Here is a 19939-nt window from a genome sequence, read left to right as displayed (position 1 = left end):
TCTTGCCCGGGCAATCTCTATGTTATGGAATGATTCCAGGATGACGAATTGCGTCCTCGACCAGCATCCGGCGGGCCGTAAAGCGAAGCTTGCAGGCACGCCCGGCGCGCTTGTAGAAACCTCGTGACTAACGAGGAACCGGGCGCGATGGCCGATACGCTCGAGGCTTCGGACGTGGTCCACCCGCGTTGCGGGATCACATGCGCGGTCATCGACCATGTCGGCGCGGCATCCTTGCAGAACGGCATCCCGCTCATCCGGGACGTCACCCTGACCAATGCCGGCACTGTCGATCTCGCCGACGTCACGCTTCATATCTTCGCGACGCCGCCGCTGTTCCGGCCCTTCCTCCTGCCGATCCAGCGGATACCGGCGGGAAGCCTCCAGCGCATCGACGCGCCGGATCTACGGATCGATGGAGCCACCTTCGCCGGCCTGACGGAGAGCCAGCTCTGCACGGTGACGCTGGTGGTGACAGGGCAGGCCGTTGGGACCGAACCGGAGGTCGACCTGGGCAGGCAGGAGGTCGACCTGGGCAGGGAGGAGTTCGACCTGCGCCTCATGCCACCGTCCCATTGGGGCGGTGCGAATTCAGCTCCCGAATTGCTTGCGGCCTTCGTCAGGCCGAACGATCCAGCGGTGGACGGCATCCTGCGCGCCGCCGCTTCGATGCTCCAAACGGCAAAGCGGAGTACCGCCTTCGACGGGTATCGCAGCGGCAGACGCGCCAGGGCCTGGGAGATGGCCGAGGCGATCCACGTGGCGATCGCGGCCATGCGGATCACCTACGTACTGCCTCCGGCGAGCTTCGAGCGGTCGGGACAGAAGGTTCGCAGCCCCGGCGTGATCGTGCAGCGGCGCCTCGCCACCTGCCTCGACCTGACTCTGCTTTGGGCTGCCTGCTGCGAACAGGCCGGGCTCAACCCGCTCCTGATTCTCACCCGCGGCCATGCGCTTATAGGACTATGGCTCGTGGACGAGACCCTCCCGGAAACGATTGGCGACGACGCCCAGGCATTGAGGAAGCGCCGCGACCTCCAGGAATTGATCCTTGTCGAGACGACGATCCTCACGGCTGATCCGCCGGGGCTCTTCGCGGATGCGGTGGCGGCCGGCGGGCGCCTGATCGAAGCGGATGCGGAGGCTCCGCTGGAGATCGTCCTTGATCTGCGGCGTGCGCGCCTCGCCGGTATCAGGCCCCTCGACATGGGCGAGACCGGGTTGCCGGCGGAGACTCCGTCGGTGATGGCTCCGCTTGCCTTGGCACTTCGGGCGCCGCCGGCCTTTATCGAGGATCTTCCCGCTCCGCGCCTCGACCTGCCGCGGCGTGAGCCCCGCGACAGGCTGGAAGCCTGGAAGCTGCGGCTCCTCGACCTCACGCTGAGGAACAAGCTCCTCAACTTCAAGCCGGGGAAGGGATCGCTTGCCCTCGATTGTCCCGAGCCGGGCGCGTTCGAGGATGGTCTTGCGGCGGCCCGCGCATTCCGGCTCGTCGCCCGGCCGACTTCCGAGGCAACGGTCGGCGTCACAAACCTGGAACGGGGCGAGATCGCCGTCGATGTCGATGCGGAAGAGCTGGAGGTCCGCCTCACCGACCTGTTCCGGCTCGCGCGCGGCAGTTTCGAAGAGGGGGGAGCAAACGTCCTGTTCCTCGCCTTCGGGTTCCTCACCTGGACACGCGGGGGAGGCATGCCGCCGGCACGCGCGCCCCTGTTGCTTGTGCCGGTCGCCCTCACACGGACCAGCGTCCGCGCCGGGTTCCGGCTGGTCCGTCACGACGAGGAAGCGCGCCTCAATCCGACGCTGCTAGAAATGCTGCGGCAGGATTTCGACCTCGATATGCCGGATTTCGCCGACGGCCTGCCGAGCGACGAATCCGGCATCGATATCGAGGGGACCTGGCGGATCGTGCGCAGCCATATCCGCGACCTCAAGGGTTTCGAGGTCACGGACGAGGTGGTGCTCTCGGTCTTCTCCTTCACCAAGTTCCTGATGTGGAAGGATCTGAGCGAGCGCACGGATCTTCTGAAGCGCAGCCCGGTGGTACGCCACCTCCTCGAAACGCCGAAGCTGCCCTATGGCGACGGTACGGGTTTCCCCGTGCCGGAACGCCTCGATGCAGAGCATCCGCCATCTGGAATCTTCACGCCGCTCCTGGCCGATTCCTCACAGGTCTCGGCCATCCTCGCTGCGGCCTCCGGCAAGGATTTCGTGCTGTTCGGGCCGCCCGGCACCGGCAAGAGCCAGACCATCGCCAACATGATTGCCCAGTGCTTGGCACTCGGACGCACGGTGCTGTTCGTCTCGCAGAAGAGCGCGGCACTGGACGTGGTGCGCCGTCGCCTCGATGCCGTCGGATTGGGCGCCTGCTGCCTCGAAGTCCATGCGGCCAAAGCCCAGAAATCGCACGTCATCGCACAGTTGCGCGAAGCCTGGACCGCGAGAGGTGACGAGTCCGTCCCCTGGGATGAGGCGGCCGCGGATCTTCAACACCGTAGGGAGAGCCTGAACGGCGTCGTCGAGAGCCTGCATGCCACGCGGGCGAACGGTCTCAGCGCCCATGCGGCCATGGCGCGCGTGATCGCAGACCGGCAGGCCGGCCATGACGGGATCGCGCTTACCTGGCCGAAGGAGGCGATCTCCTCACCCGGCCACCGAGAGAGCCTGCGCGCTCGTTGCAACGAACTTCGCGCCCTTCGCCCCATCGTCGGCGACAGCGCGAACCATCCCCTCCGAGGCATCGGCGCGATCGCGTGGTCGCCGATTTGGCGGATCGAGATGGAACGGGCCGTCGCCGAACTCAGTCGAACCCTGCCGGATTTCGCACAATCCGGACATCGTCTCGCCGAGGCAATGGGGCTCGTGCCGCTAGGCCGTACCTACGATGGGTTGCGCGGTCTCGCTTCCCTCGCCGTCGCCGTATTCCGGCCGGAAGCGCGGATGGGCCTGCGCTTCCTCGGACCGGGCGGCGCGGCGCTTCGCCAAGCCGTCGAGGCGCGTCGCATCTGGCAGGATGAGCTTGCCCGCCTGAATGCCCGCCTCTTCGTTCCCTACGCACCTTCGATCTTCGCAAGCGACCTCGGCCGCCTGCTCACCGAATGGCGCGAGGCGAAGGCCTCGAATATCTTCCTGCGGGGGCGGCGCCTCAAGCGGGTTCGCGGCCTGGTAGCCCCCTTCGCGCAAGGTGGCGCACCGGAGGATATCGGCCCCGACCTCGTGACCCTGGTCGAGATCAAGGCCCTGCAGGCTACGAAGCCCGCGTTGGCTGACCAACTCGCGAGCGCCATCGCACCGCTCGATCATCCTTGGTCGGATGCGGCGGCACCGACCGACGTCTTCACGGCGGCGATGGCCTGGGCGACACGACTGTCTTCGGTCGTCGCCGCGATGGCCCCACTCGTCGGCGGTCCCGAAGTGCTTCGGGCGAGGCTCGCCGAATTCCTCGATGCGCAGGATGGGCGGCTGGAGCCCGGCGGTCGCCTCGCTCTGGCAAAGGAGGAATTCGCCGCCCACAGGGTCGCTGCCGGGAAAGCGATCGAGACGCTTGGACGCCTGACTGGCAGGGCAAAGCCGGAACGCCCGTTGGAGACGGAGGAGGACTGGGTCACCGGGAGCCTCGCGGTGGCGGAACGCTGGCGCAGCGCGCTGCCCAAGGCGCAGGTATGGGCGAGGTGGCAGGCTGCGGTGAGCGAGGCAACGAAGGCAGGGCTCGGCCCGCTCGTTGCCTCGATCGAGGCCGGGACATTGGAGGACGGCGCCATTCTGCCGGCTTTCGAGAGCGCCTATGCGCGCTGGTGGATCGACCACGCCGTGACAGACGACATCCGCCTGCGCGATTTCATGGGCCAGCGTCACGAGGAGGCGATCCGTGATTTCGGTGAGGCCGACGCCCGGCTCTCCAGTTTGGCGAGTGGGGCGGTGCGTGTCCGCATCGGTGGCCGCGTCCCGCTCGCCACCGCCTTTGGCGCCGATCCCGAATGGGGCACGCTGGCGCGCGAGATCACCAAACGCGCCCGGCACATGCCCCTGCGCCAGCTCTTCGCGCGGATGCCGAACGCTCTGACCCGCCTGACGCCCTGCCTGATGATGAGCCCGCTCTCGATCGCCCAATACTGGCCGGCCGAGGCGAAGCCGTTCGATGTCGTGATTTTCGACGAGGCCTCGCAGATCACGCCATGGGATGCCATCGGCGCCATCGCGCGGGGGCGACAGGTGGTCATCGTCGGCGATCCCGAACAGTTGCCGCCGACCAATGTCGGGGATCGCGGCGTAGACGACCTCTCCGATGGTCTCGACGTCACCGATCAGGAGAGCATCCTCGACGAGTGCCTCGCGGCGAACCTGCCGCAGCGGCGCCTCGCCTGGCACTATAGAAGCCGCCACGAGAGCCTGATCGCCTTCTCGAACCGGCACTATTATCGCGGCGGCCTCATCACATTTCCCTCGCCCGTCACTGAGGACCGCGCGGTGCGGCTGCATCACGTTCAAGACGGTCTCTACGAGCGCGGCGGTGCGCGGGTGAACCGGCCCGAAGCGCGCGCGCTGGTGGCGGATGTGGTGACACGCCTCACGGCACCCGCCTTCGCGGCGGAGGAATGCTCCCTCGGGATCGTCACCTTCAACGGTGAGCAACAGCGGCTGATCGAGAACCTGCTCGATGCCGAGCGACGGGCAAAGCCGGAGCTGGAACGCTTCTTCGACGGGCGAACATGGAAAGAGCCGGTTTTCGTCAAGAACCTCGAGACCGTCCAGGGCGACGAGCGCGACAGCATCTTGTTCTCGGTGGCGGCCGGCCCCGATGCGGCAGGCCGGATCACGGGGCAGATCAGTTCCCTCAACCGCGATGGCGGCCACCGCCGGCTCAATGTCGCGATCACCCGCGCCCGGCGCGAACTCGTGGTCTTTGCCTCAATCCGTGCCGATCAGGTCGATCTCGGCCGCGGCAGCGCCCGTGGGGTGCGCGACTTCAAGCACTTCCTAGATTTCGCCGAACACGGTGCCCGCGCCCTCGAAACGGCCGCCGCGCCAACGGGGGGAGACGTCGAATCTCCGTTCGAAGGAGCGGTGATGGCGGCGCTGAACGCACGCGGCTGGAGCGTAGTGCCCCAGATCGGAGTGTCCTCGTTCCGCATCGACCTCGGTATTGTCCATCCCGACAGTCCCGGCCGCTACCTTGCCGGAATCGAATGCGACGGCGCAACCTATCATCGGGCGGCGACGGCGAGAGACCGGGACCGCCTGCGCGAATGGGTGCTCACCGATCTCGGATGGCGGATCCATCGGGTCTGGAGCACCGATTGGTGGAACGATTCCGAGAGCGCCCTCGACCGGCTCGACATCGCGCTTCGGGCCCATCTCGATGCCGACCGAGCAAAGCCGGCCCCGGTCACAGCCGACGCCGTACCCGATCAGCGGCAGGCCGAGGCGAGCCTCATCGAGCCATTGCCGTTCTACGAGGTCGCCGACCTTTCGGATTTCGCGCCGGCCGCGAAACCCGCGCGGTTTCACGACGCGGAATACGGTCCCACGCTCACCGCCATGGCGGCGCATATCGTCGGAGCGGAAGGTCCGATCTTCGCCGATCGCGTCGCCGAACGGATCGTGAGGGCGCACGGGTTTACCCGGATCACGAGTCGCCTCCGCCAGCGAGCGTCGATCGCGATCGCTCCGCTCCATCCGTGCACGAAGGAAGAGGAGCGCATCATCCTCTGGCCGGCTGGCGATGTCCCGTCCGGACCGGTCCGCTTCCGGCCATCCAAGGGCGAGATCCGGCCGGTCGCCGACATCCCGCTCCAGGAACTTGCCGGCCTTGCCCGCGATCTCGATCCCTCACCCGGCGTCGAGGCGAGGATGGCCTCGCATCTGCAAATCACGCGGATGACCGAAGCGCATCGCGGCCGCCTCGCGCGAGCCGCTCTCATGGCTCGGGAACATGCCGAAGGCACCGGCCGATAGTGCCGGGATAATTGCCCAGGCATGCGGAGACGCAGGCGACCCTTTCCGGACTGGCTCGATCGGCGAGCCGGCGCTCACTCGTCGGTCGAGAACATCTCGTCGAAGGAATAGCCAGAGCCCCGTACGGTGCGGATCGGATCACTCTGACGTGGGCGATTGATCGCCTTGCGCAGACGGCCCACATGCACGTCCACCGTGCGCTCGTCGATATAGACGTCGTGCCCCCAAACCCCGTCGAGGAGCTGCTCGCGGGAAAACACACGGCCGGGGCTCTGCATCAGGAATTCGAGGAGCTTGAACTCGGTCGGCCCGAGATGGATCTCGCGTCCCTGCCGTCGGATGCGGTGGCTGACACGGTCGAGCTCGATGTTTCCGGCAATCAACAGGTCCGCCACATGGGCGGGCTTGGCACGGCGCAGGAGCGCGCGCACCCGGGCGAGCAGCTCCGGTACCGAGAAGGGCTTGACGATGTAGTCGTCGGCGCCGGTGCCGAGGCCACGGATGCGGTCGCCCTCTTCCCCGCGCGCCGTCAGCATGATGACGGGCAGCCGCTCGGTTTCGCGCCGCGCACGAATCCGCCGGCATAGCTCGATGCCGGACAGGCCGGGCATCATCCAGTCGAGGAGGACGAGGTCGGGAACCTGCTCCTGCAGTCGCAGGTCAGCCTCGTCGCCGCGCGCGGCGGAATCGACGACGAAGCCCTCGGCCTCAAGGTTGTAGCGAAGGAGAAGGGTGAGGGCCTCCTCGTCCTCGACGATCAGGATGCGCGTACTCATGCGGGTGTTTTCAGGGTGAGGGCGGCCACCCCGCTCGACATCGGGACGGCCGCATGAGGGTCGCGCCACGAAGCTCTCTGCCGCGGCGTATGGACCGGAGTGACGATCAGGCGCCTTCGGGCAACGTCACGGTGGCGTAGTTCGACGCGTCGTTCTTCGGACGATCCCGCTCGGCGAGGTCGTTCTCGCCGGTGGCGAGATAGTGGATCGTCTCGGCGATGTTGGTGGTGTGGTCGCCGATCCGCTCGATGTTCTTGGCGCAGAACAGAAGATGCGTGCAGAACGAGATGTTGCGCGGATCTTCCATCATGTAGGTCAGCAACTCGCGGAAAAGCGAGTTGTAGAGCGCGTCGATGGCGTCGTCGCGCTCCCACACGTCGAAAGCTGCCTTAACGTCCTGGCTCGCATAGGCGTCGAGCACGTCCTTGAGCTGCTCCTGCACGAGGTCGCCCATGTGCTGGACGGCGATGACGATCTTCTGCGGCTGAACCTGATCGGCGATGGCCACCACGCGCTTGGCGACGTTCTTGGAGAGGTCGCCGATCCGCTCGAGGTCGTTCGAGACGCGGATCGCCGAGATCGTCTCGCGCAGATCGATCGCGAGCGGCTGGCGCTTGGCGATGAGTAGGATCGCCCGCTCCTCGACCTCGTGCTGGATCGAATCGAGACGCTTGTCCGCGCCGATGACCGCCTGGGCGAGGCTAACGTCCCGCCGCACCAGGGCATTGCCCGAATCGGTCATCATCTTTTCAGCGATGCCGCCCATCTCGGAGATCGAGCGACGCAGGTTTTCCAGTTCCGTGTCGTAGGAACTGACGATGTGGTTGGGCATGCTCGCACTCCTCGATCAGTGCCGCCTGACACGGCCTGCATCGCGTTTCGATCGGGACCGGTGCCGCCCGGGGGCGGCGCGGACGAACTCAGCCGAAGCGGCCAGTGATGTAGTCCTGGGTCTGGCGCTTCTCGGGATTCATGAAGATCCGGGTGGTCGGCCCGAACTCGACCAATTCGCCGAGATACATGAACGCCGTGAACTGCGAGATGCGCGCGGCCTGCTGCATGTTGTGGGTCACGATGACGATGGTGAACTCCGAGCGCAGTTGCTCGATCAGTTCCTCGATGCGGCCCGTCGAGATCGGGTCGAGGGCCGAGGTCGGCTCGTCGAACAGGATCACCTCGGGGCGCTGGGCCACCGTGCGGGCGATGCAGAGACGCTGCTGCTGGCCGCCCGACAGCCCCATGCCGGACTGCTTGAGCTTGTCCTTCACCTCGTCCCAGAGGGCCGCCTTGCGAAGGGATTCCTCGACGCGGACGTCGAGATCGGCCTTGGGCAGCTTCTCGTAGAGGCGCAGGCCGAAGGCAACGTTGTCGTAGATCGACATCGGGAAGGGCGTCGGCTTCTGGAACACCATGCCGATGCGCGAGCGCAGTTCGTTCAGATCGACCTTCGAATCGAGCACGTTCTGCCCGTCGAGCAGGATCTCACCTTCCGCACGCTGCTCAGGATAGAGGCTGTAGATCCGGTTGAAGGTGCGCAGCAGGGTCGACTTCCCACAGCCCGACGGGCCGATCAGAGCGGTCACCTGCCGGTCATGGAAGTTGAGGTTGATCGACTTCAAGCCGTGGAACGAGCCGTAATAGAAGTTGAGATCCTTCACGGCGATGCGGACGGGGGCCTGCTCGTCGGCCTTGTGGCGTCCGGTCAACTGGGCCTGCGGGATCGCGGGAGCGGCGTTCATCGGGTGCGTGTCCTTGTCGAAGGCGGGATGGGACGGGGGCGCGGGATCAGCGCGCCCGCTCGCTCTTGATGACGAAGCGGGCCACGATCGACAGGGCAAGGATCGTGGCGGTGATGAGCAGGGCGCCGGCCCAGGCGAGCTGCTGCCAGTTCGAGTAGGGCGAAAGGGCGAACTGGTAGATCATCACCGGGAGGTTCGGGATGCCGCCCATGAGGTTGGGCGAGAACCAGTTGTTGTTGTTCAGCGCGGTGAACAGCAGCGGGGCAGTCTCGCCGGCGATGCGGGCCAGCGCCAGGATGATGCCGGTGACGATGCCCGCACTGGCTCCGCGCCAAGTGATGCTTTTGATCACGATGGAGGGCGGTGCGCCGAGTGCTGCACCTGCTTCGCGCAGGGTCGAGGGCACGAGGCGAAGCATGTCCTCGGTGGTGCGCACGATCACCGGGGTCGCGATGATGGCGAGCGCGACGCCGCCGGCCCAGCCCGAATAGGTCCCCATCGGCTTCACCATCAGGGTGTAGACGAACAGGCCGATGAGAATCGATGGGGCCGAGAGCAGGATGTCGTTGAGGAAGCGGATGAGGTCGGCGAGCTTCGAGTTGCGACCGTATTCGGCGAGATAAGTGCCGGCCATGACACCCACCGGCGTCGCGATGACGATGCCGATCAAGGTCAGAACCAAGCTGCCCAGGATGGCGTTGGCGATGCCGCCGCCTTCCGAACCGGGGCCCGGTGTCGGCTCGGTGAAGAGCAACGGCGAGAAGCCCTTCACACCCTCGACGATGAGCATGAGCAGGATTGAGCCGAGGACGACGATGCCGATCAGCGTCGCGATCGTGCTACCGACGATGAGCAGCTTGTCGGCGACCCGGCGGCTCGACCGGACACGGCTGATACGCGCGGGTGCGGGGGTGGCGAGGGTGTTCACGGCGTCCATGATGCGGGCTCCCGGGCTCAGGCGACCTTCACGCGCCGGACGAGCAGGCGCGCGATGATCAGGACGACGAAGGTGATGACGAAGAGGATGCAGCCGAGAGCCATCAGCGAGCTCAGCTGGAGGCCATCGGCCTCGTTGAACTCGTTGGCGATGCGCGAGGCGATGGTCGAGCCGGGATCGAACACGGAGGCCGAGAGCCGGTTGGCGTTTCCAATAACGAAGGTCACCGCCATGGTCTCACCCAGCGCGCGGCCGAGGCCAAGCATCACCGCACCGATGATGGAGACCGAAGCCTGCGGCACCAGCACGTGGCGCACCACCTCCCAGGTCGTGCAGCCGATGCCGTAGGCGCTCTCGCGCAGCATGGTCGGGATCTGGTCGAGCATGTCGCGGGTGATCGAGGCGACGAAGGGCACGATCATGATGGCGAGGATGATGCCGGCCGTCAGAATGCCGACGCCGGAGGGAACGCGGGCGTAGAACAGCGTGCCGATGATGGGCAGGCCTTCGACGAGGCTCGACACCGGCATCTGGACGTAATGCGCGAAGAGCGGGGCGAAGATGAACAGCCCCCACATGCCGTAGATGATGCTCGGCACCGAGGCGAGAAGCTCGATCGTCATCGAGACGGGCTTCCTCGCCCATCCGGGGCAGAGCTGGGTCAGGTAGACGGCGATGCCGATGGAGATCGGCACGCCGATGACCAGGGCGAGGAAGGCCGAGACCACGGTGCCGACGATGGCGACGAGGGCGCCGTACTGTTCCTGGCCGATGTTCCAGGCGCTCGATGTGAGAAAGCCGGGGCCGAACTCGGCGAAGGCCGGCCATCCGCCGTAGGCGATGGAAGCCAGAATGCCGGCGAGGAAGAGGAGCACCAGCAGCGCAGACGCGTAGGAGGCGGCGCGGAAAATCTGGTCGCCGAGTCCACCCGGTTTCTTGCGATGGGGGGAACCCGTGCGTGCCAGCGCGATCTGTTCAGTCAAGGCGGCCATCCGACGTCTGCTTCTTCACCTTGAGGGGTCGTATCGTGTGAGGCGGCGGGTGGCGAGATGGGCCACCGCGTCTTCTTGCGGAGCAGGCCCGGCGTTTTCGCCAGGCCTGCCAGGGCGTGGAAACGGTCGGAAGACCGCCTTAGAAGACGGGCTTACCGTCCTTGCCCTTGATCTCCTTCCACTCGGCGTGGACCAGGGAGACGACGTTCTCGGGCAGCGGCACGTAGTCGAGGTCGGTGGCGAGCTTGTCGCCGTTCTTGTAGGCCCAATCGAAGAACTTGAGGACTTCGGCCGACTTGGCCGTGTCGGCGGGGTCCTTGTAGACGAGGATGAAGGTGGCAGCGGTGATCGGCCAGGCATCGTCGCCGGCCTGGTTCACGAGGGAGATGCCGAAGCCTGGAGCGGCCTTCCAGTCGGCGGCGGCGGCGGCGGCCTGGAATGCCTTGTCATCCGGAGCGGGGAACTTGCCGGCCTTGTTCTGGATCAGCGCGTAGCTGAGCTTGTTCTGCTTGGCGTAGGCCGATTCCACGTAGCCGATCGAGTTCGGCACCTGCTTCACGGTGGCTGTGACGCCCTCGTTGCCCTTGCCGCCCTGGCCTGCGGGCCAGCTGACGGTGGTGGCTGCACCGAATTCCTTCTTCCAGCTCTCGGAGACCGCGCTGAGATAGCTGGTGAAGATGCTGGTCGTGCCGGAGGCGTCGGAGCGGTAGACCGGGGTGATCGGCGCGTCGGGAAGCTTCAGCCCTTCGTTGATGGCGGCGATCTTGGCGTCGCTCCACTTGGTGATCTTGTTCGCGTAGATATCGGCGACGAGTTCACCGGTGAGCTTGAGCTTACCCGGCTCGATGCCCGCGATGTTCACCACGGTGACGACACCGCCCATGACGGTGGGGAACTGGACGAGGCCGTCCTTCTCCAGAGCCGGTCCCTTCAGCGGTGCATCGGTGGCACCGAAATCGACGGTCTTGGCCTGGATCTGCTTGATGCCGCCGCCGGAGCCGATGGACTGGTAGTTCAGGCCCGTGCCGGTATCCTTGCGGTAGGCCTCGGCCCATTTCGAATAGACCGGAAAGGGGAAGGTCGCGCCGGCACCGGTGATGTCGGCAGCCTGGGCGACGACACCGAACTGAGCGGTCGCGAGCCCAAAGGCGAGGGCGAAATGCAAGGGTTTCACGGTAGCTCTCCGTCATCTGTCGGGGCACGGTGCGAGGGCTTGCCCTGCTGCGGCGCACCATTACCTGCCCGATGATGCCGGCTCTATGACGGAGCCATGACAGATGGATGACAGAAGCGCCGCGCCGACGAGTTCGTCTGTGTAGGAGGAGTGGGAAATGAGCGCCGGGACAAGTCGGCAAACGGGGAGGCACGGTTTCCCGGCGTGATGCGTTATACATTTCGACGAGCCCAATGACGGAGCATCCCGTCTTTAACAGGCGTCTTGGAAGGTCACGGACGTGGAGAACGAATCGAGTGTGACACGCACGGGCGATGAGGACGATGCCTCTTTTCTGGCCCTACACGCACGCAGGGAGAGCCTGGAGCGCGACCTCACGCTCGCTCATCAGCGTCAACAATTCGGAACGGATCCGGGCGAAGTGGTGAAAGCGGGCGAGGAAGAGCGCAGCTTGCTCGCGGATCTGGACGCGGTGATGACGCTGATTCGCGCAGCTGAGTATCAGCGCATGCCGGGGGCCCGCCGCTGGTAGCGGTTAAAGGCTTGTCGACGATAGGCGATCGCGGCCGGCAGCTCATGCCGCGGCAGCAGCGTCCCCCTATGATCCGTGAAGGCTGAGGACTTTCTCAGCCCACTCGGCGGCGGTCGCGTTCCTTGTGCCGAAGGCGCAGGAGCAGGTCGATCTGCCCGTCGGGAATCGGCTGGGTATCGAACGTATCTTCGTAGATCGCCCGAAGAGCGCCGCCGAGATGGTGGCGCGTGGGACTCGTCAGAATCGGCAGCCCGTCCGCTTCGTTCACGGGCCGGGGATCGGTCTCACCGTCTCCCAGATCCATCACGCAATCTCCACCGATGTGCCGACGCGGTTCCAAACGATTCGATGCGTCATGAGCCGACCATCGATGAAGATGGTTAACCAAGGGTTAATGCAGCGATTTATGCATCCGTGGATTGGAGAAGCCGCGCCGCTGCCGCACGTGCCTCATCAGTCACCGTGGCGCCGGCCAGCATCCGGGCGATTTCTTCCCGTCGCGCAGGCGCTTCCAGGACCGAGACCCGCGTCGCGACCCGATCTCGCCCCTTCACCGGATCCTTGGCGATGAGGAAATGCGTCTCGGCGCGTGCGGCGACCTGAGGCGCGTGAGTGACCGCGACGACCTGTACACCCGCGGCGAGGCGGGCGAGGCGCGCACCGATGGCATCGGCGACGGCGCCGCCCACGCCGGTATCGATCTCGTCGAAGATCAGGGTCGGTGCCGACCCCTTGTCAGCAAGCACCACTTTCAGGGCGAGCATGAAGCGCGAGAGCTCGCCGCCCGAGGCGACCTTCATCATCGGGCCGGGCCGCGTGCCGGGATTCGTCTGCGCCCAGAATTCAACCCGGTCATAACCCGCCGGATCCCGTGATTCGGGATCCGTGACGATCTCGGTGATGAAACGGGCGCGTTCCAGTTTCAACGGCGGCAGCTCGGCCTTCACCGCGACGTCGAGGGCCTTGGCGGCCTTGCGGCGGCCTTCGCCGAGCTTCGTCGCGGCCTTCGTGTAGACCGCTTCGGCCTGGGCGAGCGTCGCCTCGAGGGAACCGAGGGCTTCCTCGCCGGCATCGATGGCAGCCACATCCGCCTCGTAGCGCTGACGCAGGACAGCGAGGTCATCCACCGGCACATGATACTTGCGCGACGCCGCGCGCAGGGCGAACAGACGCTCCTCCACCTGCTCCAGCTCGCGCGGATCGAACTCCGATTCGCGCAGGGCCGCGTCGAGGACGGAATGGGCCTCGTCGAGGGCGGCGAGCGCCGCGTCCAGCGCCGCGATGCAGGGCTCGACCAAGGCCGGGATCTGGCTCGTCCGCCGCTCCAGCTTACGCATGGCGGAGGAGAGATGGGACACGGCGGAATTCGGACCGCCCGCCGCCTCGATCGCCTCGGTGAGCTCGCGCGCCACCTTCTCGCTCTGCTGCATCACCATGCGGCGATCCGCCAGCGACGTCTCCTCGCCGGGCTGGGGATCGAGTGTCTCGAGTTCCGTCGCGGCATGGCGCAGGAAGTCGACCTCCTTGCGCGCGGCGTCGACCTTGGCACGATGCTCGGACAGAGCGGAGCGGGCGGCACGCACGCGCCTGGCCGCCTCCCCCACCGCCGCGAGCGGCCCCTGCAGGCCACCGAAGGCATCGAGGATGGCGCGGTGAGTGCCGGGATCGGCGAGGGCCCGGTCGTCGTGCTGGCCGTGAATCTCGACGAGGGCGGCACCGATGGCCCGCAGCACCTGCACGCCCACGGGCTGATCGTTGACGAAGGCACGGGTGCGACCGTCCGCCATCTGCACGCGGCGCAGGATCAGGTCGCCTTCGGTATCGATATCGGCCTCGGCCGCGAGACGGCGGGCGAGATGATCGAGGGGCACGTCGAAAACGGCGGTGACACCGCCCTGCCCTTCGCCGTGGCGCACCAATCCGCCATCGCCGCGTCCGCCCAGCGCCAGCGCGAAGGCGTCGAGCAGGATCGATTTGCCCGCGCCTGTCTCTCCGGTCAGGACACTGAGGCCTTCGCGAAAATTCAGGGCGAGCTTATCGATGAGAACGATGTCGCGGATCGCGAGCTGACTCAGCATGCCGCGGGTTTGGCCTCGTTGGATACGGTGGCCACGTCTTACGGCGAAGCAGCGATCGCTTCACCCGAAAAATGGCCCGCCGTCGAACGCTTGTCGTCGCGGGCCGCGCCGATCGGCTACTGCGCGTCGGCGGTGCGGCCGATGACGCCGCGATAGACCTTGCTGAGCCAGGAGGATTTCTCCTCGCGGGGCTCCAGGCCGCCGTTCTGCAGGAGCGCGAACGCATCCTTGTACCACGGGCTATCGGGGAAGTTGTGCCCGAGCACGGCCGCCGCGGTCTGCGCCTCCGCGGTGATGCCGAGGGCCATGTAGGCCTCGACCAGACGCTCCAGGGCCTCCTCGGCGTGACGGGTCGTCTGGTACTTGCTCACCACGTCGCGGAAACGGTTGATCGCAGCGGGGAAGTTGCGGCGCTCGAGGTAGAACCGGCCGACTTCCATCTCCTTACCGGCGAGCTGGTCGCGGGTGATCTGGATCTTGGCCTTGGCGTCGGCCGCGTATTCCGAGGTCGGATACTTCTGGACGAGCTCCTGGAGACCGGCCAGGGCCTTCTCGGAACGGTCCTGATCGCGGGTCACGTCCGGGATCTGCTTATAGTGCGACATCGCCATCAGGTACTGGGCGTAGGCCGCGTCCTTGCTGGCGGGGTGGCGCTGCAGGTAGCGCTTCGATGCGTTGATCGCGTCGTCGTACTTCGCGCCCTCGTAATTCGAGTAGGCGGTCATCAGCAACGCTTTGCGCGACCAGTCGGAATACGCATAGGCCTTGTCGAGTTCGCCGAATTTCTTCGAGGCGGCCTCGTAGTCCTTGTCTTCCATCTTGGCCAAGCCCTCGCTGTAGAGCTTGTCGGCCGGAACGTCCGGAATGACTTCGGGCTTGTACTTCTCGGCGAAGGGATTGATCGAGTCGAGGGCGTCGCAGCCACCGAGGCCGAGGCCGCACAGCGTCAGGAGCACGGCTGCCGTCGCCCCGCGGTTACGATCGTTGAGACGCATTCCGGTTCCCCCAACAGATACGCCCTTCAACCGGGCCGCATCGTCAAGCCATCACAAATGTCGGTCGAGCGGCTGACGGCACGGTGCCACGATCCATGTACCTTGATGGGGCACACGCGACCTCGCCTCTTGTCACGGACGATTTACCAGTGGCGTCCGATTTGGGCGTGAAAGCGGCGGCCGTGCGGCGGACGCAATCGAAGCGAGGATGTTGTTTAAAAGTTACAGATCGCCGGCGAAGGCGGCGAGGCCGAGACCGACGCCGAATTCGGACCGGGAGGTCTCGCGGCGGACGCCCTGCGCCTCGACGATGGTGTAGTTGGCGCGGTCGGCGAACAGCGCGTCGAGGACGCCGACATTCATCCGGTGGCCGCCGCAATAGGAGCGGTAGGCGCCCTGGATCGGCAGACCGGCGAGGGCTAGGTCACCGACGGCATCGAGATACTTGTGCCGCACGAACTCGTCGGCGTAGCGCAGGCCCTCGGGATTGACCACGGCATTCTCGCCGACGGCGACGGTGTTCTCGAGGGAGGCGCCGAGGGCGAAGCCCGCTTTCCAGTAGCGCTCCACGTCCTTCATCATGCCGAAGGTACGGGCATTGGCGATTTCGCGGCGGTAGGCGGCGGGATTCAGGTCCATCGCCTTGCGGCTGCGGCCGATCACCGGGTTGTCGAAATCGATCTCGACATCGAGGCGGAAGCCGCGGTCGATCGGGCGGAGTTCGGCAAAGGCGCGGCCGACCTCGATACGAACCGTACGGAGAACCTTGATCCAGCGGCGGGGAGCGCCGCAGGTGGCGAGTCCGACAGCGTCGATGGCTTCTACGTAGAGACGGGCACTTCCGTCGAGGATCGGCATTTCCGGCCCGTCGATCTCGACGAGGACGTTGTCGATGCCGAGCCCGTACAGGGCCGACATGAGGTGCTCGATGGTCGCGACGGCGCCGCTCTCTACGTCACCGATGACGGTGCACAATTCGGTGGCGGAGACGCAGGCATGGTGAGCCTTGATCAGGCGGTCATGGCCGGTCGGCATTCCGGTTCGGAGAAAGCAGACTCCGTGGTTTGCCGCCGCGGGGTGGAGAGTGATCTCCACGGGCTTTCCGGAGTGGACACCGATGCCACGAAGCGTGGCCGGGCCCTTGAGAGTTGTTTGTTGGTTCGTCCGCATTCCCTAGCCCTCGGCCGTGATCAGGCTCGCTCTCCCTGGATTACGGGATTGCGCCGCCTCTTTGACCCGTCCGCTGCTTGAAGCCCCTGCGAGCGCTGACGGCGAAACCGCCGCGCCTTTTTCGTTCCAAAAATCGTATACGCGGCAGCCTAAGCGTTAGCCAAATCACGCTTTCTTACGCTCTGTTACAGACACGCTTTCAAGAGGCGTTCCAGATAAGCGTTTCAGGACAATGGTTTAACAGCACGTTAAGCCCGGGGTCCTGAGACCCCGGGCTTGTTGCATAAAAACCGCTACGGCTGCTTTGAACGTCGTCTCAGTTCGCCTGACGACGCAGGAAGGCCGGGATTTCGAGCTGGTCGTCATCCATCAGGCGAGACTGCGGTGCCACGCGACCCTGGGCATCCAGGTTACCCTGAGCCGGGCGATAGGCCGGGGGCGCTGCCACGGGAGCCCGCTTGGCGTATTCCTGCTGGGGAGCGGGCTGCGGGGCGGCGGGAGCACGCATCGGCGGCAGCGGGGCGGCCTCGGCCTCCTCGCGGCGTCCACCGAAACCGACGGTGGCGAGGCGACGCAGCAGGGTCATCCGCTTGGAATCTCCCGCCGGCTCGACCGGCTCTTCGCCACGCTGGGCGCGGAGCTGGGCCTGGCCCGGCATTGGCAGATCCTGGATCTGCGGCATACGCGGGGCGCGGGCCACCGCCACGGCCGGACGCGGCGGCACGAACGGGCCGGCGGCCTGTTGCGCGGGGGCCGGAGCCTGGACCGGGGCGGGAGCGGGCTCGTAGGCCATCGCCGTACGCGGCTGTGTCTGCGTCAGGACGACTTCGTCGCGCACCATCGGGGCGGTGGCTGCCTCCATCCGCACGGATTCAGTGGCCAGAGCCAGCGGCTCGGACGCCAAGGGGCGCGGGGCTTGCGGCTGGATCTGCGCCTGCGGCGCGGGGGATTGAGCCGTCAGTGGCTGTTCCTGTCCGGGGGCACGAAAGGTGGGGGCGGGCTGTGCCGCCCGGGCCCTCGCTTCCGCACGCAGGCGCTCGGCCACTTCAGCGATCCGCTGCTCGGTCTGGACGATCTCGGCATTGTTCTGCGAATGCGCGGTGATCAGGGCCGGCTCGATACCGGTAGCGACCACGGAGACGCGGATGATGCCGTCGAGGCTCTCGTCGAAAGTGGCGCCGAGGATGATGTTGGCGTCCGAATCGACCTCTTCGCGGATGCGGGTGGCCGCCTCGTCGAGCTCGTAGAGGGTGAGGTCGTTGCCGCCGGTGATCGAGATCAGCAGACCGCGAGCGCCCTTCATCGAAACGTCGTCGAGAAGCGGGTTGGCGATGGCGGCTTCGGCGGCGCGGTTCGCGCGCTTCTCGCCGGAGGCCTCTCCGGTGCCCATCATCGCCTTGCCCATGCCACGCATGATTGCGCGGACGTCGGCGAAGTCGAGGTTGATGAGGCCTTCCTTCACCATCAGGTCGGTGATGCAGGCGACGCCCGAATAGAGCACCTGATCCGCCATGGCGAAGGCGTCGGCGAAGGTGGTCTTCTCGTTGGCGACCCGGAACAGGTTCTGGTTCGGGATCACGATGAGGGTGTCGACGGCGGCCTGGAGCTCCTGGATGCCGGCTTCGGCGGTGCGCATCCGGCGCACGCCCTCGAACTGGAACGGCTTGGTGACGACGCCGACGGTGAGGATGCCCATGTCACGCGCCGCGCGGGCGATGACCGGAGCCGCGCCGGTGCCGGTGCCGCCGCCCATGCCGGCGGTGATGAAGCACATGTGTGCGCCCGAGAGCTGGTCGCGGATCTCGTCGATGACCTCGTCGGCGGCAGCGGAACCGACCTCGGGGTGAGAACCGGCGCCGAGGCCCTGCGTCACGCCGAGACCCATCTGGATCACGCGCTCGGCCTTGGAGGAGGTGAGCGCCTGGGCGTCGGTGTTGGCGACGACGAACTCGCAGCCGAGAAGACCCGACTCGATCATGTTGTTGACGGCGTTGCCGCCGGCTCCGCCGACACCGAAGACGGTGATGCGGGGCTTCAGTTCCCGGATATCCGGCGCCTGCAGACTGATGGCCATGGTGTCGAGCCTCTCGTGCCTTTCACGTTTCATTTGACGGCCTCTCGGTGAGACCGCCGATGTGCTTGTGCCGGGTCCGGTGCCGATCCCCTTCAGGGGCGTCGGGCAACCAATCCCGCCGTTCCTAGAAACTGTCCCGCAGCCAGCGGCCGACCCGCTGGATGTAGTTGTCGGTTCCGGTGCCCGCGAAGGCGCTGTGCCCGCGCGGCTCGAAATGTTCCGCATGCGCCACCTGCGGGTAGACCAGCAGGCCGACTGCGGCGGAGAAGGCGGGGCCCTTGGCGGCTTCCGGCAGGCCGCGGATGCCGAGCGGCCGGCCGATCCGGACCTGACCCTGCATCACCCGGCGGGCGACCTCCGGCAGGCCGACGAGTTGGCTCGCGCCCCCCGTCAGCACCACCCGACGGCCGGCCTGGGCGGCAAAACCCGCGTTGCGGAGGCGGTCGCGAACGAGTTCGACGATCTCCTCCACCCGCGGCTTGATGATCCGCACGAGGTGGGAACGCGGCACGTGGGTCGGCGCATCGCCCTCGTCTTCGCCGACACCGTGGACCGCGATCATGTCGCGCTCGTCGGATGCCGTGGAGATCGCCGAACCATAGAGGGTCTTGAGACGCTCGGCGGCCACCACTCGGGTGGAGAGGCCGCGCGCGATATCCATGGTGACGTGGTGGCCGCCCACTGCGATGGCGTCCACGTGGACGAGATGGCCGCCCTCGAACACGCCGACGCTGGTGGTGCCGCCGCCCATGTCCACGACGCAGACACCCATCTCGGCCTCGTCGTCGACGAGGGCTGAGAGGCCGGCGGCGTAAGGCGTGGCGATCACCGCCTCGACGCCGAGATGGCAATGCTCCACCGCGAGCATCAGGTTGCGGGCGGCAGCGGCTTCCGCCGTGACCACGTGGAGATCGACGCCGAGTGCCTCGCCGATCATGCCCGACGGGTCGATGACCGCGCCCTGGCCGTCGATGGCGTAGCCGGTGGGAAGGGCGTGGAGCACGGTGCGGCCGGGGCTGACGCCGTGGGCGCTCGCCGTCTCCAGGGCCCGCTCCACGTCGGACCCCATCACGGTGCCGGTACGGACGCCGACCTGCGCCTCGAAATGCTGCGACCCGAGACGTCCGCCGGATATGTTGACGATGACCGACTGGACCTCGACCTTCGCCATCCGCTCGGCGGCGTGGACCGCCTGGCGGATTGCGCCCTCGGCGGCTTCGAGGTCGACGATCGCGCCGCCCTTGAGGCCATGCGAGCGCTGATGCCCGATGCCGATGATGCGGGCGAAATGGGTCCGTCCGCGCAGGGTCGTCAGCGCTTCCGCCGGCTGGAGCTCGGCGATGAGGCAGACAACCTTGCTCGTGCCGATGTCGAGCACCGAAAGGATGGTGCTCCGGCGCGCGGAGAGCGGTTTCAGACGCGGCGTGAGGCCGTGTTGCGCGTGCATCGGTTTACCGGGCGAAAGATGCGGGAAGGGCGGGTTGGCAGGGGGCGAGAGGCGCCGGACGAATCGTACG

Annotated in this window: 14 protein-coding genes; 2 read left to right on the top strand and 12 right to left on the bottom strand. The window is 66.5% G+C overall.

Translation table 11 applies throughout. From position 1 onward, the window contains the following. Positions 1–147: 147 nt before the first annotated feature. Positions 148–5955, top strand: a complete 5808-nt coding sequence (locus A3OK_RS0120455) for a DUF3320 domain-containing protein (RefSeq protein ID WP_019906761.1) — start codon at positions 148–150, stop codon at positions 5953–5955. A gap of 74 nt (positions 5956–6029) precedes the next feature. On the opposite strand, the gene phoB is transcribed toward A3OK_RS0120455, so the two are convergent. The 6 genes from phoB to pstS form a co-directional block, all read right to left on the bottom strand. Next, positions 6030–6731: a phosphate regulon transcriptional regulator PhoB gene (gene phoB, locus A3OK_RS0120450; RefSeq protein ID WP_019906760.1), complete on the bottom strand. Its 702-nt coding sequence runs from the start codon at positions 6729–6731 to the stop codon at positions 6030–6032. A 106-nt stretch (positions 6732–6837) separates the two neighbouring features. Next, positions 6838–7563, bottom strand: coding sequence for a phosphate signaling complex protein PhoU (gene phoU, locus A3OK_RS0120445; protein ID WP_019906759.1), 726 nt, complete (start codon positions 7561–7563; stop codon positions 6838–6840). An 88-nt stretch (positions 7564–7651) separates the two neighbouring features. Then, complete coding sequence (gene pstB, locus A3OK_RS0120440; RefSeq protein ID WP_019906758.1) at positions 7652–8470, bottom strand: phosphate ABC transporter ATP-binding protein PstB; 819 nt, start codon at positions 8468–8470, stop codon at positions 7652–7654. Positions 8471–8516: 46 nt separating this feature from the next. Next, a complete protein-coding gene (gene pstA, locus A3OK_RS0120435; protein ID WP_019906757.1) occupies positions 8517–9407 on the bottom strand; it encodes a phosphate ABC transporter permease PstA in 891 nt (296 codons plus the stop codon). A 17-nt stretch (positions 9408–9424) separates the two neighbouring features. Continuing rightward, entirely contained in the window at positions 9425–10399 is a 975-nt protein-coding gene (pstC, locus tag A3OK_RS0120430; protein WP_019906756.1) for a phosphate ABC transporter permease subunit PstC, read from the bottom strand. Between the two features lie 139 nt (positions 10400–10538). After that, positions 10539–11573 (bottom strand): phosphate ABC transporter substrate-binding protein PstS, encoded by a 1035-nt coding sequence (gene pstS, locus A3OK_RS0120425; protein WP_026597479.1) that lies wholly within the window; start codon positions 11571–11573, stop codon positions 10539–10541. A 280-nt stretch (positions 11574–11853) separates the two neighbouring features. On the opposite strand from pstS, the gene A3OK_RS0120420 reads away from it, so the two are divergent. Next, positions 11854–12105: a hypothetical protein gene (locus A3OK_RS0120420; protein ID WP_019906754.1), complete on the top strand. Its 252-nt coding sequence runs from the start codon at positions 11854–11856 to the stop codon at positions 12103–12105. A 94-nt stretch (positions 12106–12199) separates the two neighbouring features. Here the strand turns inward: A3OK_RS0120420 and A3OK_RS0120415 are convergent, their stop codons facing one another. The 6 genes from A3OK_RS0120415 to ftsA form a co-directional block, all read right to left on the bottom strand. Further along, positions 12200–12409 carry a hypothetical protein gene (locus tag A3OK_RS0120415; protein ID WP_019906753.1) on the bottom strand — a complete coding sequence of 70 codons (210 nt, stop codon included), beginning with the start codon at positions 12407–12409 and terminating at the stop codon, positions 12200–12202. A 100-nt stretch (positions 12410–12509) separates the two neighbouring features. Then, positions 12510–14183 carry a DNA repair protein RecN gene (recN, locus tag A3OK_RS0120410; RefSeq protein ID WP_019906752.1) on the bottom strand — a complete coding sequence of 558 codons (1674 nt, stop codon included), beginning with the start codon at positions 14181–14183 and terminating at the stop codon, positions 12510–12512. Positions 14184–14299: 116 nt separating this feature from the next. Further along, the gene (locus A3OK_RS0120405) at positions 14300–15178 is read right to left on the bottom strand and encodes an outer membrane protein assembly factor BamD (RefSeq protein ID WP_019906751.1); all 879 of its coding nucleotides are present in this window, start codon (positions 15176–15178) and stop codon (positions 14300–14302) included. A 222-nt stretch (positions 15179–15400) separates the two neighbouring features. Then, positions 15401–16348: a UDP-3-O-acyl-N-acetylglucosamine deacetylase gene (lpxC, locus tag A3OK_RS0120400; protein WP_026597477.1), complete on the bottom strand. Its 948-nt coding sequence runs from the start codon at positions 16346–16348 to the stop codon at positions 15401–15403. Positions 16349–16664: 316 nt separating this feature from the next. Further along, positions 16665–18422, bottom strand: a complete 1758-nt coding sequence (gene ftsZ / locus A3OK_RS0120395) for a cell division protein FtsZ (protein ID WP_019906749.1) — start codon at positions 18420–18422, stop codon at positions 16665–16667. A 124-nt stretch (positions 18423–18546) separates the two neighbouring features. After that, the gene (gene ftsA / locus A3OK_RS0120390) at positions 18547–19869 is read right to left on the bottom strand and encodes a cell division protein FtsA (RefSeq protein WP_019906748.1); all 1323 of its coding nucleotides are present in this window, start codon (positions 19867–19869) and stop codon (positions 18547–18549) included. Positions 19870–19939 lie beyond the last annotated feature (70 nt).

This window comes from Methylobacterium sp. 77 (assembly GCF_000372825.1).
Classification (GTDB): Bacteria; Pseudomonadota; Alphaproteobacteria; order Rhizobiales; family Beijerinckiaceae; genus Methylobacterium.
This window is presented reverse-complemented; position numbering and strand designations above follow the sequence as displayed.

Excerpts from the sequence above, each read along its gene's own strand:
- A3OK_RS0120455 (WP_019906761.1), top strand. The coding sequence starts at position 148 with ATGGCCGATACGCTCGAGGCTTCGGACGTGGTCCACCCGCGTTGCGGG.
- phoB (WP_019906760.1), bottom strand. The coding sequence starts at position 6,731 with ATGAGTACGCGCATCCTGATCGTCGAGGACGAGGAGGCCCTCACCCTT.
- phoU (WP_019906759.1), bottom strand. The coding sequence starts at position 7,563 with ATGCCCAACCACATCGTCAGTTCCTACGACACGGAACTGGAAAACCTG.
- pstB (WP_019906758.1), bottom strand. The coding sequence starts at position 8,470 with ATGAACGCCGCTCCCGCGATCCCGCAGGCCCAGTTGACCGGACGCCAC.
- pstA (WP_019906757.1), bottom strand. The coding sequence starts at position 9,407 with ATGGACGCCGTGAACACCCTCGCCACCCCCGCACCCGCGCGTATCAGC.
- pstC (WP_019906756.1), bottom strand. The coding sequence starts at position 10,399 with ATGGCCGCCTTGACTGAACAGATCGCGCTGGCACGCACGGGTTCCCCC.
- A3OK_RS0120415 (WP_019906753.1), bottom strand. The coding sequence starts at position 12,409 with ATGGATCTGGGAGACGGTGAGACCGATCCCCGGCCCGTGAACGAAGCG.
- recN (WP_019906752.1), bottom strand. The coding sequence starts at position 14,183 with ATGCTGAGTCAGCTCGCGATCCGCGACATCGTTCTCATCGATAAGCTC.
- A3OK_RS0120405 (WP_019906751.1), bottom strand. The coding sequence starts at position 15,178 with ATGCGTCTCAACGATCGTAACCGCGGGGCGACGGCAGCCGTGCTCCTG.
- lpxC (WP_026597477.1), bottom strand. The coding sequence starts at position 16,348 with ATGCGGACGAACCAACAAACAACTCTCAAGGGCCCGGCCACGCTTCGT.
- ftsZ (WP_019906749.1), bottom strand. The coding sequence starts at position 18,422 with ATGGCCATCAGTCTGCAGGCGCCGGATATCCGGGAACTGAAGCCCCGC.
- ftsA (WP_019906748.1), bottom strand. The coding sequence starts at position 19,869 with ATGCACGCGCAACACGGCCTCACGCCGCGTCTGAAACCGCTCTCCGCG.